Annotated in this window: 13 protein-coding genes; all 13 read right to left on the bottom strand. The window is 35.5% G+C overall.

The window, feature by feature from the left end; all coding sequences use genetic code 11:
* Window positions 1–6 precede the first annotated feature (6 nt).
* Window positions 7–246, bottom strand: a complete 240-nt coding sequence (locus F6K27_RS06510; RefSeq protein WP_287277852.1) for a hypothetical protein — start codon at window positions 244–246, stop codon at window positions 7–9.
* A gap of 203 nt (window positions 247–449) precedes the next feature.
* The gene (locus tag F6K27_RS06505) at window positions 450–4,859 is read right to left on the bottom strand and encodes a tail fiber domain-containing protein (RefSeq protein ID WP_287277854.1); all 4,410 of its coding nucleotides are present in this window, start codon (window positions 4,857–4,859) and stop codon (window positions 450–452) included.
* Window positions 4,860–5,009: 150 nt separating this feature from the next.
* On the bottom strand, window positions 5,010–5,909 hold the full coding sequence (locus F6K27_RS06500) for a hypothetical protein (protein WP_287284083.1): 900 nt from the start codon (window positions 5,907–5,909) through the stop codon (window positions 5,010–5,012).
* A 28-nt stretch (window positions 5,910–5,937) separates the two neighbouring features.
* The gene (locus F6K27_RS06495) at window positions 5,938–6,363 is read right to left on the bottom strand and encodes a hypothetical protein (protein WP_287277858.1); all 426 of its coding nucleotides are present in this window, start codon (window positions 6,361–6,363) and stop codon (window positions 5,938–5,940) included.
* 420 nt (window positions 6,364–6,783) lie between these two features.
* A complete protein-coding gene (locus F6K27_RS06490; protein WP_287277860.1) occupies window positions 6,784–8,265 on the bottom strand; it encodes a DUF4157 domain-containing protein in 1,482 nt (493 codons plus the stop codon).
* 99 nt (window positions 8,266–8,364) lie between these two features.
* Window positions 8,365–8,730 (bottom strand): DUF5615 family PIN-like protein, encoded by a 366-nt coding sequence (locus F6K27_RS06485; protein WP_287277862.1) that lies wholly within the window; start codon window positions 8,728–8,730, stop codon window positions 8,365–8,367.
* Between the two features lie 2 nt (window positions 8,731–8,732).
* Window positions 8,733–9,026: a DUF433 domain-containing protein gene (locus F6K27_RS06480; protein ID WP_287277864.1), complete on the bottom strand. Its 294-nt coding sequence runs from the start codon at window positions 9,024–9,026 to the stop codon at window positions 8,733–8,735.
* A gap of 219 nt (window positions 9,027–9,245) precedes the next feature.
* Window positions 9,246–9,656, bottom strand: a complete 411-nt coding sequence (locus F6K27_RS06475) for a GPW/gp25 family protein (protein ID WP_287277866.1) — start codon at window positions 9,654–9,656, stop codon at window positions 9,246–9,248.
* 275 nt (window positions 9,657–9,931) lie between these two features.
* Window positions 9,932–10,636, bottom strand: a complete 705-nt coding sequence (locus tag F6K27_RS06470) for a Uma2 family endonuclease (RefSeq protein ID WP_287277867.1) — start codon at window positions 10,634–10,636, stop codon at window positions 9,932–9,934.
* A 493-nt stretch (window positions 10,637–11,129) separates the two neighbouring features.
* The gene (vgrG, locus tag F6K27_RS06465; protein WP_287277869.1) at window positions 11,130–12,767 is read right to left on the bottom strand and encodes a type VI secretion system tip protein VgrG; all 1,638 of its coding nucleotides are present in this window, start codon (window positions 12,765–12,767) and stop codon (window positions 11,130–11,132) included.
* Between the two features lie 1,210 nt (window positions 12,768–13,977).
* Window positions 13,978–14,691, bottom strand: coding sequence for a hypothetical protein (locus F6K27_RS06460; protein WP_287277870.1), 714 nt, complete (start codon window positions 14,689–14,691; stop codon window positions 13,978–13,980).
* 8 nt (window positions 14,692–14,699) lie between these two features.
* Complete coding sequence (locus F6K27_RS06455; protein WP_287277871.1) at window positions 14,700–14,861, bottom strand: DUF5908 family protein; 162 nt, start codon at window positions 14,859–14,861, stop codon at window positions 14,700–14,702.
* A 2-nt stretch (window positions 14,862–14,863) separates the two neighbouring features.
* Window positions 14,864–15,346, bottom strand: a complete 483-nt coding sequence (locus tag F6K27_RS06450) for a phage tail protein (protein WP_287277872.1) — start codon at window positions 15,344–15,346, stop codon at window positions 14,864–14,866.
* Window positions 15,347–15,814 lie beyond the last annotated feature (468 nt).

Here is a 15,814-nt window from a genome sequence, read left to right as displayed (position 1 = left end):
TTGGGTTTAGCTTGAACTTGAGTCATTAGTAACAATTTCTGGTTCTATTTTTGATATTTCAGACGATTCTGTGTTGTCGTTATTTGTCTTAGCAAGTTCTTCTTCTATAACCTGAATTGCTCCTTGAATACGCAGCAAAGTTTGACGGACATTTGCTTCCTTTTGTTCTAAATCTGCTAGGTACTTTTGTCCTGCTTCAAATTCAGATTTGAGTTCAGTTAGACGTTGTTCTAGTTGTTCTTTCATGTTATTTTTCTAGGGAGTTGTTTGAGTACGAATTTATTCTTAAATATCAGATATTTTTGCTTCTGAGTCAATTTGAAAGGTGCAGAGGCAGACTTCTAACTCCTCTCCCTGGAGGGGTAGGGGGTGGGTTGATACTATCCCTCCACGGTCTCGGTTAGGGGTGGGTTAAAGGCTGAGGTAATCATTTATAATTTTTTTGAGACTTAACTTTCCTGAGTCAATATCATATTTCTTAATTCTTGTATTTTAGCTTTGAGATTATTGATTTCAGCATCTTTTTCCTGTTTCAATTCTTTTAATCCCCCCACTGCTAATACTCCAAATGTACCATACTTAAGTGTTAGTGTTGTTTCATTAGTTTTTTCATCTTTGATGTCACCAACTAGAGATGGAAATAAAGGCTGAACATCCTGTGCAATAAAACCAATTTTCTTGGTTTTAGTTTTAGTATTATCTTTCCAATGATAGTTTTTGACTTCCAATTGTATTAAACGACTTAATATATTTCCTTCTTTTTCAATATTTGTTTTTAAGCGGATGTCAGAATCAGAATCCCAGTTGTTATCACCGTCCCATCTGATTGTTCTGTTACTATTTCTTCCTCCATGACCTGAATTCTTAATTTTAAAGTATAAATTCTCACTGTTCATATACATTATGAATTCATTTTGATCGCTACTAAGTTTAAAATTATTTCGTACTTCTAACTTCGCGTTCGGACTTGCTGTCCCTATCCCGACATTGCCGTTTCCTTTAATCACAAGGGCAGTTTGTGGTGTCCCATCATTCCCTGTATTAACAAAAGCAATACCTCCATCAGGATTAGTGGAATTACCATCAGTTTTTTCAATCACTAAGGCATCATGATTTGTACCAAAGAAATTGTTATCATACCTAATTCTGAAACCATCACCAGTGGGTGTACCCGATTCATTTGTACTATGAAAAATTAGAGTTCCTGTACCTGAGAACTTAAGCGCACCTGCGACATCTAGTTTTGCTCCTGGAGAATCTGTCCCTATCCCCACACTGCCGTCTCTAGCAAAGGTCATAAAAGTATGGTTGGTCAAGTCACTCCAGTGCCTAGCAATCTTGAGTTTATTTTGATCGCTATTATCAATCCCCATTGACCAGCCACTCTCACCTGCTACATCCCAAGATACGAAAGGATCGCCTCCATTTATCCCGGCAACGCGAAGGGAGAGAATAGCGTTTTGGTTCGCACGATTGGTTGGATTAAATATATACAAGCCATTGCGATCTGGTGAAGTTTCACCTGTGGCTTTCACCTGTAGAGGAGCGGATGGATCATTAGTCCCTATCCCCACTTTGCCGTCTTTAATAACCATTTGTACTGTTCCGCCACCAGGATTCAGTTCATTATCATTATGAGTACCACCTTTATACCAAGCAAAGTTCTTTCCAGTCCGAAAATATTGAGTTCCACTTTGTCTTCCGATGCCATAATCGTTCCCCAATAATTCGATCATCTGCCGTTCAGACTGTCCAAAATCAAGATTTCCTGAGACAGATAATCCATTTGTAGTTGTAGTTCCATCTATCAGTAGGTTCTTATCTCCTGGATTTGAATTACCACCAACGTGTAAGCCCCCATTAATAGAAACCTTCGCCTCTGGAGAATCTGTCCCTATCCCCACACTGCCGTCTCTAGCAAAGGTCATGGAGGTATCTTGAGTCAGGGAACTCCAGTACCTAGCAATCTTGAGTTTATTTTCATCACTATTATCAATCCCCATTGACCAGCCACTCTCACCTGCTACATCCCAAGATACGAAAGGATCGCCTCCATTTATCCCGGCAACGCGAAGGGAGAGAATAGCGTTTTGGTTCGCACGATTGGTTGGATTAAATATATACAAGCCATTGCGATCTGGATTCAGTTGATTGAGATAATATCCCTGTTCGTATCCAGGCCGAAACCGGATACCCAATCTGTATTTGATCCGCTCATACCGAGGATTCCTTACCACAATTTGTACAAAAGGTGAAGTATATTTTTGTAAATATTCCTGAATTTCTTGGAGCAAATACACAGGTGCTTTAGGTTCCAGGGGAAAGAAAGGCGCAGTATTAGAAATATCAGGAACTACAACCAATGTCACCTTAGCAGCACTAGGAGTATCTGAACTAACAGCAGAAGGGATACATTTAACTTTATAAATTTCTGGGAACTCTTCTAATACCAGTCTTTCATAATCCCAAGCAGTTATTGCTCTGTGTTTATGGCGCAGTCTTTCACTCACCCGCATGGTAAAGGTGCGGTTATCTTCTTGTGGTTTACCCCCAAAAGATGTATAGGGTTGTTCGACTGTCTTAATCACAGGGTTGCGAGTCACAAATCCTTGAATGGAATTAGCTGCTAGAGGTTTACTCAAATGATTTGCTGAATTCTCTTGATTGACAAATGTAGCTCTAACTGCTTGAGTCCTAATATCTATAGTATCGGGAAGAGCTGCAGTATTTTCTTTGACAGTTGCTCGTATCCAGTGTAAATTACTAGGTAATAAGTTATGCTGGGTTGTTGCTGTGTCTGGGATATTCAAGCGGATAATTCCTGTATCGAGTAACCCGTTAGTGGTATCGGAAAGTATCTCAGTGTCTAGAAATTTTTGCCAAGTATTACCACTCAAATAACTCCAATCAATTTTTGGTGGAGTAAGTTCTCCATCACCACTTCCGGAAACCATTTGCAAGAGGATAGAAATATTTTCCGGTGGTTGAACATTTCGGAGACCGATATATAAACCTCCTTGTTCTGGATATTGAGGCAAAAGATAATATTGGTTATCTGTATTGAGACTGCGGATATCTCCAAAACCAAAGGGATGAATTTGAAAGATTTTACTAGATTCATTTTCCCCTGGGGGGGTTTGAAAATCAATCTCCTCTGAGGCAGTATAGTTTAAAGAGATAGATTTAACTTCTGGAGTATAAGGGGGATAAACCGTTAAAGATTTGATTTCTTCATCGGTTGCCAAAGCTACTTTATTTAAAACAATAGAATATAAATCATGTCCCAAATCTGGGGGTTCTAATTCTAGTTTAAAATAACGACTTTGATCTAAAGGATCGTCTGAATCTATTTCTATGGTAGAAGTATTCAGAGAATAACCAGGAACATCAAACTCTTGATAATTGAGATTAATTGAAGTAGTTAAATTATTATCACCATCTTCAGCAAAAATTGCCTGAGAACTGCCAATATTTACCCAGACTCTCTTGTTGAAAAGTTTCAGACTAGCTTGAAAACTATCATTAGCGATCGCTTCGGAAATTACCCCAGTCTCAGAATATGCTTGATAATGGGTAGCAAAATTATTAGGCAGTCCCATCCACTCCAAATTTATAGTCAGACTATCTAATTTTTTCTGGCTAATTTCTGAATTAGCGAAGTAAAAACTCGCCCCTGGTTTAGGATTATTTCCAAAGGGTTGAAAAGGATTTTTAGGATTGATAATTGAGTTATCATTCCGCAGTTGTAAATCTTGAATATTTTCAACCTTTACTTCTATCTTGACTTTTTCTACACAGAGAGATTTTAATTGTTCATAATAAATAATTTGTTCCCGATCATTTGATGTTGTTGGTATTTGTTTAAGCATAATTTTTACCAACGGATAGGGAGTTTCCATGAAAAAATTAGACTCATCCGGTGAGGGAGGCAAAATCTCAGGTTGACTAGCATCAAAGGTTAACTGAAGTTGTAAACTATCCAGGTAAATCGCCGAACGCCAATATAAATTAATCCGATCATTATCCTCATAATCTACAGAAAAGTTGCCTTGACCAATTGGTTTAATATTAGCCTCTATAGCACTTACTAATCCTGTAATTTCAAAAATATTACCATCATTCCAGACAATAACTTGTCCGATATTATTTAAAGTAAAAGTATCGCTGGTACTTATCAAAGAGACACTTGTGAAGTTACCATTTTCTGGATGTTCTGGATTTAGGGATATATTTGAACTGCTATAAGATTTGAGTGCTTCTTCTACAATAAAACCACCAATTTCATACTTAAAAAATTCAGGCTGTATCCATTCTTTAGCACTACTCAAATAAACCTCAAAAGGATTAACCCCACTATCCAGTATCTCTTGGAAAATATCTCGATCCAAAGTATTTCCTGGAGTAGCAAAAGTCAGAGTAATAGTTCGGGAACCTTCCGGCAATAAAAATAGGGGAGAAGCAACAGCAAAACCAACAGATTCTTCAGCAAGTTGAGTCGGATTTCCCAAAGTATTAAAACGTTCTAATTTAATAGCTTCTCCTGCTTTAGCATCTGCGATAGAACCAGCACAAATATTTTGAATTTCCGTTTTTTCAACAGGAGGATAAGTAAAATTTATTTTCTTAGTTTCTGCTTTTTCTACAAGGCGATAAACTTCTTGCCAATCATCTTCTTCCCCAATATTTTTAATTTCCATAATCTCAGAGAAATTAGCCACACTCATATAAAGTTCTTCATTAATATATGTAATAACTGCCGATTCAGTAATATTAAATATCTCATCAAGAGTTGTATAATCATTAGGCATTTTTGCCAAAGAATCGCCAGAATTAGGATGACCAAGAGCATATTCCATCATCTCATCAAACCCAGACTCTTCTCGTTTTTCTTGTAAGGTATTACGCCTGTGAAAATTGATTTTTTTATTGTAAGCATTTTCGACTTCTTGATAAACTCCTTCCCATTCTAATTCTATCGGTTTTTCTACCCCTACATCCTGTTGATTTATTTACCGTTCATGTATGCCAAAACAGTATTTAAAATTGTCTATAGTCACAAAAAATAGTTGATTTAAAATATAATCTTTTTTCTCCTCAGAGATTTGTGCAGTCTGTTGATCTTTAATCTCTTCATAAAAATCTTCTTTAAGAACTTGAATATTAACACCAACACCATCAAAGTCAGGAAATTTATCTCCTTGATTAGGATTGCCAACTGCCCATCGCAGCATCTTTTCAAAACTTTTATCGCTTCGATTATTTTCCTGATGAATTTCTTTCAAGTCAATATAACTTATTGGTAATAAAATAGTTTTAACACTAGCTACTTGAGCATGATTAACAATAATATCTTCATCAGTTGCATAATTAAGATTAATTCCTTCAGTATCTTGACCTGCCTCAAGCAAAGTCCCCTGTTTTATTAAATGTTTTTCTTCTCCTGTTCCCAACTCAAAAACCACATTTATTTTATCTGGAACTTCAGCCTTTGTTGTCAAATTCAGTACATCTTGATAATGAAAATTTAGATATCTTTTAGTCAGTTCTCTAAACTGTTGTTGAGGATAACTTAATAATTGTAAAAAGGTAAATAGTAAAACTAAATGAGGTTGAGATAATTGCCTTTCTGTAGATTCATCATCAACAAAACTTTCCTGGTTATTTATATAAGCAACCATTTGACTTACATCAGCAGAAAAGAAATTTGACCAATCACCACTTATAGTATTAGACTCATCATAATAGTTGAGTTTTGTCGCATAATCTTTGACGAAATTAAGTAAATCAGAGAGATTAAGTTCATCCACAGCAACATAATCAAGTTCATCCACAGCAACATAATCAGGTTCTAGTTCTTTAAGAAAGCGATCGCCCTGACTAACTCCATCCCGAAAAGTTTTATTTTTCATTTGTTTGTTTGTATTCATGAGTAAAATATTAAGTTCCTTGCCATTTAGTATTAGTAGTAATAAAAGTTCCCGTTCCTGAATATAGAGGTGTAGCATCAGGAGTCGAAGCAGGAGGAGGTAACTGTGCCGGACTTTGGACTTCAAATCTAGCCGTAAATATACTTCCTTTAAGTAACACCAATTTTCCAGCACTATTAGTTTTTTGTGCTTTTTGGTCTCCCCCTAAAGCAGCTATTTTTAATGTCCCAGTTTCGGGAACAGAGTAAACAGGAGTCGTATACATACACCCAGGGACAGATACACTTTTTTCATCCCCATCAATACAGACTTTTTTACCTTGTAATGAAGATTTACCACTAGCTTTTAAATCGCCAGTTCTAACGACAACAGTTGCTAAACCAAAAGTGGGATTGAAGTTGGCTTTGTCACCATCTATGAGAATAAATTTGGACATGATATTAGGTTTTAGGTTTTAGGTTTTAGGTTTTAGTTTTAGGGTTTAGAGGTTTTAGGTTTTAGGTTTTGGGTTTTGGTATTTTCTCACTAGAGCGATAAATCTGATCATCGTATTCATTTAATAACTCAAGTCTTCATCATTTTTTCTTCTACCTAACACCTAATCCCTAATTCCATAAAATTCATCATCTAAAATTTCCGCAACTGTAAAAGGATAGAGTTCAGGATATTCAAGTTCATCTGGAATCCGAACTCCGAAAGATGCTAATTTTGCTTCCTTACATTAGACATCTCCAAAAAAGAATATGAAACCATTAACCTGTCCAGGTGAAAACCTACCCCTCTTCTGTCACTCTCCGAAAAGTCTTGCAAATTCTAAACTCTGTAATATTTGCCTATCATGGGATTGCTCTCCAGGCTACTGCAATGGATTAAAATCTGAGAAACTCCACGCTGTACTTTGAGAATTTCCCATTATTACTGGACCAGTATTGGTATTGGCAGCAGCGGCAGGTACTGGAAACATTTGTCCGATCCAAGCAGTTAGTTGATTAAGACCGTTCTGATAATAGTTTATTGTTACCTTCACAACATTAGTAACTTGTGATGGGCCTACCTGACCCATTCCTGTATGCTGCGAAGTAATCCCTACGTCATAATTGCCGAAATACGGATTTGAATAAGTGATATAAAATTGAGATGTAGAATTACCAACTCCCGGTGCCCCAAAAGGAGGTGGAACATTCTGCCATGTTACGGCAAAACCTGCTGTTCTTGCTCTACTCGAAAAAAGATTAATAGCATCGTTTCGAGCGTGCTTTTCCCAACTGGATGAATTAAATCTACTACTATATTTTTGTTTCCTGATGTTCCCTCTAACTCCTGTCAATGTGTTCAGCATAAGACTCATGGGCCTCGGTCCCCCAGGATTAGAGAAGTGTCTATCACGTATATTGCTCAAAGTGTTTTGTGCGCCATGTACTGAGGTCGAGTGGTATGCCGTATTTCCTCTTTCGTAGGCTTCATTATGGATTTGTGCAAACCAGTTTAATGGATTGTAGTTAGAACGAATGAAGCAATAATGATCCTTTTCATCTTCACTCATCTTTCCAGCTAAGTAATCAAGGATGCTAAATCTTTGGATTACATTACCCTGTTTGCTAATTCGAGTAGTTACTCCATTAGTTTTACTATTATATGGTTGGTCTTTTAAGGTAGGTATCTCTATTTTGTTTCTCTCCATTGCATCTGCTTCCTGCTCCAACCCCTCATCATCATTCACTCCCAAACCCTTCATTTGCATTGTCGGTTTAACCCTTCCCTGCATCTGTTGAACAACGTGCCATGCTTCATGGGGTAAATGTTTCTCCTGTCCAGGTGCTACATGAATATCCATCCCTTGAGTGTAAGCTAATGCCTTTAACTGAGCAGGTTTAGGCGAATTATAATGAACCTTAACATTATCAAGGGAATATCCCGATAAGCTTTCTACCCCTGCTTTCAAATTATCCGGTAATCCCGTTTGATTAGGGATTGAGTTTTCTTGCTTTTGTATAGGTTCTGTGGTATCTTCTGAAAGATTCCTGTGGCGTGGGGGAGCTTTGAGCTGGTTTACTGGGGAAAAATTAATTTCCCTTTGCTGACGCTTCGGTGCAGTTAACTGATTATCTGTTACATAATTTGGTGGCAATGAAGACCTTGAAGTTGAGGGACTTTGCATTACATTAGCAATCATTTCCCCTGGTTGGGGTTTGCGGTATTCTGACAAATCCGTTGTTGCTGAGATTGCTGTAGCATTTTGAGTAGACTGAGGAAATTTCCTTTGGGAAAAAATGCTCTTTTTCTGACCTAAGTTGGGGACTTGCTTAGATGAAACTTTTTGTTTGCCCATATTTGCCATAATTACTATGCCTCTTTGATATACTATAAATTTTTCTTTTATTTATATTTATTTATTTATTTGCTTTTAAAATCAATTTTTCAGGTAGAAGCTATCGCGCTATTGCTCTCCCCAAGCACTCAAAAATTCTATTTGATTTGCCATTTCTTCTGCCGATATACTAGCAATTATTCTTAAAAGGCGACGCATTTGCTCGCCAATTGAATAACTTTGAATACTCAAAATAATTCCAGCGTGTTGTTGTCCTTGTTTTACTAAATTAGTATGAATTCTATAAAAATCTCGGACATTAAAACTATAAATAATACGCTGATTATCTAATGCCCATTTTAATTGTTCTTCATCCGTACAAGACAACATTTGTGCTTCCCCTGCCGACAAAACATCTACATTCCGAAGACGTAATGCTCTGAGAAAGTCGTTATCCATTGTATCCTCATCCAAATAAAGACGAATTTTGCTCATTTTCAGGTTTTGGTTTGCTGGTAATGTTGTTTAGCAAGTTCTTCATAAGCAGTTTGCTCATCTACTATATCTTTGTCTATTTCTTCTCTATTAGCATGATAATAGGTTAATGCTGCATAAATTTGAGTTATTGTTAAATGATTTAATCTTATTGCTATTTCTTCAGCATTGTTCCCTTGATTATATAAACCAGCAATTCTGCGAACTGATGTTCGAGTTCCTGCAATTACGGGACGACTACTATCAGAGTTAGAATCAATGGCGATAAAAGTGCTAATGTCAGTTATAGTTGCCAATATCTTTATCCTTAAAATTTATTATTTTTTGTCTTCATTTATCAGTACCTCTGGCTGTTTGCGCAGCATGATCTAGGAAAGCATCAGGATTGAAATACTGAAGTTTATTTTTTTTCATCCCCTTGAAAGGGGAGGCTTTATACCCAATTTGTAAGTAATATCAACATGATTACCTTTTTGAACAGTTGTCGTTAGATAATAGGTTTGTTTCATCAGTCTTTATCCACTAATTTGTGCTTCATTAATATAAAAAGGATAAACTAAATTATATCTAGAATTAGTTGCCCGCACTGTATAGATAATACTTATTAACAATAAACCTTCTTGTTCACTTTCTTCTATATTAATTTCTTCTACATTTATACGGGGTTCATGGTACACAAGAGCATCAGAAATTATACCTCTAATTCCTGTTATTAAACCTTGACTAATTTCCTCAAACAGAAATTGACTTAATTCGCAACCAAAATCAGGCTGCATGATTCTTTCTGCTGGACGAGTTGAGAGAATAATCTCCAGACTTTGGATAATATCTGACTCATCCGATACCATCTCTACAGTTCCCGTGTTTTGGTTAAATGTAGGAGGAAAACTCCATCCTGTTCCTAAAAAAGAGTTATTAGTATCCATCTTTTATGATTATTTATTATTTTACTTATTCAATCGGGAGAGTGAGAAAATTTTGATAATTTGTAATACCGTTTCACGGAATTCAAAAGTCAAAAGTCAAAAGTCAAAAGTAAGATTTTATAGACTCATAACTTTTACGCTACAGTAGTTTCATAAAATTATTTCAATATATAGTTTGAAACTATTTGTGACATTTTTAGAGTGAATTGGTATAAGCATTGCCTGCGGAATGCTGCGCAAACAGCTATTACCTATTGCTTTCCGAATATTTAAGTTCAGGAAATTGGCAATAAATCAGATTTTGCCGTCAATTTAGTGATAAAATTTTGATGTTCTGAAGAATTTAATCCCTGTTGTAAAATTGCCAAAACTTGGGCTAAATCTCCTGCAATTAAAGCTGCTTGATCTAACCATAATCCAGGAAAATATTCACTACAAATAATACCTTTTTCATTTGGTTGAAGTTTAATATATTTACCTGGCCTTAAGCGAAACCAATCAAATTCTCCGTCATAAACTCGCCAAACTAAATATTCTTGAACTTGATTACGTCGATAAGCTTTTAATTTATCATGTAGATCGATAGAGGCGGTACTAGCTGAAATTTCTACGATTAATTCTGGCGCACCTTCTACATAACCATCTTCGCTAATAGTTGATTGTCCATCTACAGTAATTCTGAGTAAAGCATCAGGTTGAGGTTCATTTTCTGCATCAAGGCGTACTGTACAATTATCTCCTACTTCAACCCCTGGTGTAGCTGACCAATATGTGCCTAACCAAGTCATAATCCGAGTATGGGGATTACCATGTTGTCTAATTCGTAAAGGTGATGCCATATAAACTATTCCTTCGATTAATTCGGCTTTTTTGACATGAGGCATTTGTTCATAACGTTGTTCAAATTCTATCCGAGTAAGTTGGTCTCCATTTTCGAGAGGTGGAATTGTATTTTGGGGTTTTAATATGGTTTGAGACATGGTAATTACCTTTAAATTAATTGTTTATTTCAAAAATATTCATACATTCATGGGTCTCTATTTTTGAAGGATAAATTAGGTTTTCTATTTGCTCTTTTATTTGCTCAGAATATTTAAATTGAGTCAAAGTTTCCGGGGTTGTACCTCCAGCGTTAACGAAGTCAGAAGTCAGAAGTCAGAAGTCAGAAGTTAACCCACCCCTAACCCAACCCACACCCAACCCCTCCTCGGAGGGGAGCAGGAGGGGAAGTAGGGGATTTGAGCAACTCTACAAAAATATTTCGCCTTAAAAGGCGGGGTTTTAGACCCATATTATTTTGATAAATTCAATAAATTCATCATAAATTTTGGTTGTTTGTGTGGTTGTATTTATAATGATAAATTGTTGACCTTAATTCTATCTTGTCCCCCTCTTCCTAATCTTATCCCCCTCCTGGGAGGGGTTAGGGGTGGGTTATCATCCCCCTCCTGGGAGGGGTTAGGGGTGGGTTCCTCAATTAACATCGACTTTTGAACCTTTAATAGTTATATTTTTACCCTCAATCACAATATCTTTACTTGACTTAATCTGAACCCCTTTATCATCCATAATCATCGTATTCCCATTTTCATCTTCTAAATAAATACCTCCATCTTTATCTGATAATCTAAAAATATTAGAATTAGGCGTACTAATTTCAATTAACTTATTCTCATCATCCAAGATAATTTTTAGACCTTCTTTGGTGACAATTCCTTTTTTATAATTTTCCTGAGTTACTTCCAAACCTATTGGCAAAACATTTTTTTCACTATGTACTGCACCAAGAATTATTGCTTGTCTAGGGTCATCATTAATAAAACCAAGAATTACTTCATCACCAGGTTCTGGTCTAAAAAAAATACCTCTTTTATTACCAGCTTCAACAGAAGCCAACCTAGCCCAAATAACACCATCCTTTTCTATTGTCGGTACTCTTACTTTTACTCTAAACTGTTTATCGGGGTCTGACTCAAACTTATCAACAATCCCAATTTGTAAACCATTAATTGCTGGAATTAATCCTGCTGCTGGACGATCGATAATATTATTATTTTGTTGAGCAAAAAAGTTTGGAGATAAACCAAATTGTACATCTGTTTGCCAACCTTGAGCATTAACTTGATGTCTAATTCCTGTTATTAATGTTTTGCCATTGAAGCGTTTACCAATACCATCAACTTCCATTGTATCTCCTGGCTTAATATCTGCAAATCCAGGAATTTTGAAGCGACCTTTCAACATTGAAAGACGACTTTTGAGCATTTTTCCATCTGCCCAAGCTTGTAATTCTTGGTCATCTAATTGACTGGAATTAATTAGTTGATAGTTTTCCGCCCCAATACTTTTTGCTAATTCATCTCCTTTCAAATTACCCTGACTTAGAGAAACATTTTTTGCTTTTTTAGGTGGTAAATTTTTTTGTGTTTTAATATCCCAAGCTGTACTTTCTATAGTTCCATATTGATGACTAATATCAGCTTCCATTTCAAATTCATATATATCACTAATGCCATATTCAAAAGTATGTTTTACTGCCCCTGTTAAATTAGGTTCAACCAAACTTATTTCCCCATCATCAACTAACACCCACTGACTATTAACATCAGCACGAGATAAAATAAAATCCCAATCTGTACAGTAATATTGCACTATCTCTTTATGGGTTGGTTTAGTTGCAGCAATAGATGTTACTTTTAAGCCTCCTTTTTTAATTATTTCATCAATAATTTTTTTGTCTGTCATGTCTCGGAAAACTACACTTTTTCTTTCAGTAGTAAGTTTAATAGCTGCATCTTTTAAATCAATAGTCAATAAAGAACTATATCGATCTGCTTGTACAGAATGTTTAACTATAATGCCTTCAAAAACTGTTGCTTCTTTTTGTAATTTTCCTTCATAACGAAGCTTAATTTCAACTTTATTTCCAGGCTTAAAAAAGTCTGTATTACTAATCGGAAATTCCTGTTTAGCTGCGTCACCATCTAATAAAGTTATTTGAGCGATCGGAATTTTATTTACCTCTTTAATTATGTCAATTGACATAACATTATATTCGGGGTCTATTCTTGAGCCATTACTCAAAATTGTTGTTGTGACGACACCACTCATTATTTTTATACCAATAAAATAAAATATAATTACTATGTAAAAATAGGGAATAGATAATAATTCTTTTTTTCTATTCCACAACTAATATTTTCTCTAATATTATGTTTGTTTTAGAGTCCCACTGCCCCCCTTAAAAAGCTATACTTTATAAGGAACTCCTGAAACCTTTGTGGGAGGGTGGGGAGTGTGGGGAGCAAGAATTTTGTGTACAGCTCTCAAAAAAGTGTATTTAAAACTATACTTTTTTTGATAAAAAAGCCGATTCAAGACATAAATACAAGTTGTATTGTTTATCAATCTTTATGTTAAGAAAGATGTTTATAAAGCATAGTTAAAAAAATGGGGAGCTTTCAAAGTTTTCCTTAAAAAGGGGGATTTAGGGAGATAGTAAATGTACTTTACGGGCAGTGGAAATTGCTATAATTACTATGTAAAAATAGGGAATAGAGAATAATTATTTTCTTCTGTTCGAGAACTAAAGTTTTCTCTAATATTATGTTTGCTGAACTGACAGTAATAAAATTTCCTATTCCTTTCTTTTACCTACTACTTAGGCTTTGCTGAAGTATAGTTTCAAACCCACCCCTAACTCATCCCTGGAGGGGAAAACGGAGAGAGTCGGAGGAATAATTTTTCTGTCATAATTAGGGTTTGCTGAAACAGTCTTTTTTTAGGAAAAGAGCTAGAATCGAGAATCCAGAATCCAGAACTAATGAGAATCATAAAATAGAATAGTTAGCCAGAATAATTTGCCCTTGACTTTCTCCCCTGTCTTGCCTAAAATCCTAGATTTTTTAACTGGAATTACCTAAAAGCTAGTACTTTATTAGTATCTTAAAAGGCTTAAATATTGATCGGTAAACACTTTAATATTTATTCAGCAAGCCCTAATTACCCCAAAATGCTTACTTTTTGCAGCTCGCTTCTAGCAAAAAGCTGGTACTTTTTTACAAAATTCTCCTCATTCCCCTCCTGAGAGGAGTTAGAGGTAGGTTAGCATATTCAACGAATTAGGCGTAAGTTTCCCATATCCCCCAGGAGTTGGGGTTAATTTCTCATATTCCCCTCCAGGGAAGGGTTAGGGGTGGGTTAACCACACTCCTCAGACTCCCCACACTCCCCACACTCCCCACGCCCCCCACACTTCCCACACTATTTATTCAATAGGGGTGGGTTAACCACATTCCCCACACTCCCCACACTTCCCACACTATTCAATAGGAGGTAATTTAATAGTTGTACCTATTTTTAACTTTCTAAAATTATTAAGATTATTAGCACGAGCAAGCTGGATATAATAGCTCGGATCGCCATATATTTCTTGAGCCATTAAAGGCAATTTATCTCCACTTTTTACAGTTTTATAATGGGATAAATCTGGTGAATTTTTCTTCTCCTTTTTAACACGTTTAGAATCTTGTATATCCCCAATAAAAAGAGTATCCAATTCAGCCCTAATAGGTTGTCCGCTCCGATTAAAAAGTGTATAATTAATCTCAACAGATTCGAGACGACAATCAAAAATTAAGTCTCCCCACTCAATTTTCAGAAATTTAGGTTCATGGATTTTACCATCCATGTAAGAAGTTAACTCCAGAAATGTCTGAACTTGTTTATAAACATCTTTAGTTCCTGTCAGTTTGCCAATCAATGCAGCAGTTGCAAATCCTGAACCTCCATAATCTGCTACCCCTGTATCATCTAAAATTAATTTCAGAGATAAACTTTGTGGTTTACTAAGAGAATATTGTGCCTTCCGTCCACTGGTATTAATTCCCTGATAAGATTGATAAACATTCTCATATTTTAAGGAATAAGATTCAGGATTAAACATTGCTGTAAAAGTTCCTTTTAATAAACTTCTTCCTTCATCTTGATAAGCATTAATTTTTAGCTTTTCTAATTTGAAAGGATTTTTTACCATTTTATTTTTTACCTTTCTTGTTTACGTTCCAATATTTTGAGGACTTGTGCTACACAAGCAGCAATAATTTCTTGTTTTTGTTCGGTATTATCTAGCTGTGATTCTGAATTTGTCTCACTACTATCGACAATATTGGCACGAATAATTAATTCTTTAATTTCTACAGGCATAATTAAATTCTCATACTTTGAAATCTGGTATAAGCTAATTCCATTGTATCTATAACTACTTCATTAGCATTTGCATCTAAATCTGATACCGTCCATTTGACTGGATAAGCTCTCTGAAATAACCAACTAGAAAGAGGAACGCTATTTTCATTTAGCAACATAACTAATACATTACTAGGTGCTAATTTCATGGAACTCATTGCCACATTAAATTCTACATTTAGAGGGGAACCAATTACCATTCCTCTTTCTAAAACTAAGTTATTATAAGTTACTCGATCGGGCAAACGATGGCTGAATATATTCTCCTCCCCTTCACGAATTTCTGTTGTCTCTATTTCCGCAGAAATTCCTGATACTTTTTGAAAGCGAATATCTAATGGATTAGGGATTATTCCAGCAATAAAAAATACGACCATAAAATGAAATCCTACAGGAGGATTTTCAGTCAAAGTTAGTTCTGGAATCGGAAATTTATTGCTCATTTCAGTTATTAATTATTAGTTATTAGTTATTGAGTTATTAGTACCTCCTGCTGAGGAATTACGGAAAATTTGAAATTATACAACTATTCTAGGGTGCGAATAGCAGAAATCTCTTACAAATTGTGTGTTCCTCCGCGTGTAATTCCTAATTATATAAATGGCAAAATTTATATTGATAATTGATAGTTAATCCCCACTTAATTCAATCCTATCCGTCTTAATCATCAAGTAATTATCCATTATCCATTATCCATTCTGAGGAATTACGGAAAATTTTAAATTATACAACCATTCCAGGGGGTGAATGGCAGAAATCCCCTACAAATGTTGTGTTCTTCCGGGTGTAATTCCTAATTATATAGATGGCAAAATTTATATTGATAATTGATAGTTAATCCCTACTTGATTCAATACTCTTAGTCTTAATCATCAAGTAATTATCCATTATCAATTATCCATTCTGAGGAA

The sequence above is a fragment of the Okeania sp. SIO2F5 genome, assembly GCF_010692685.1.
Lineage (GTDB): Bacteria > Cyanobacteriota > Cyanobacteriia > Cyanobacteriales > Microcoleaceae > Okeania > Okeania hirsuta.
This window is presented reverse-complemented; position numbering and strand designations above follow the sequence as displayed.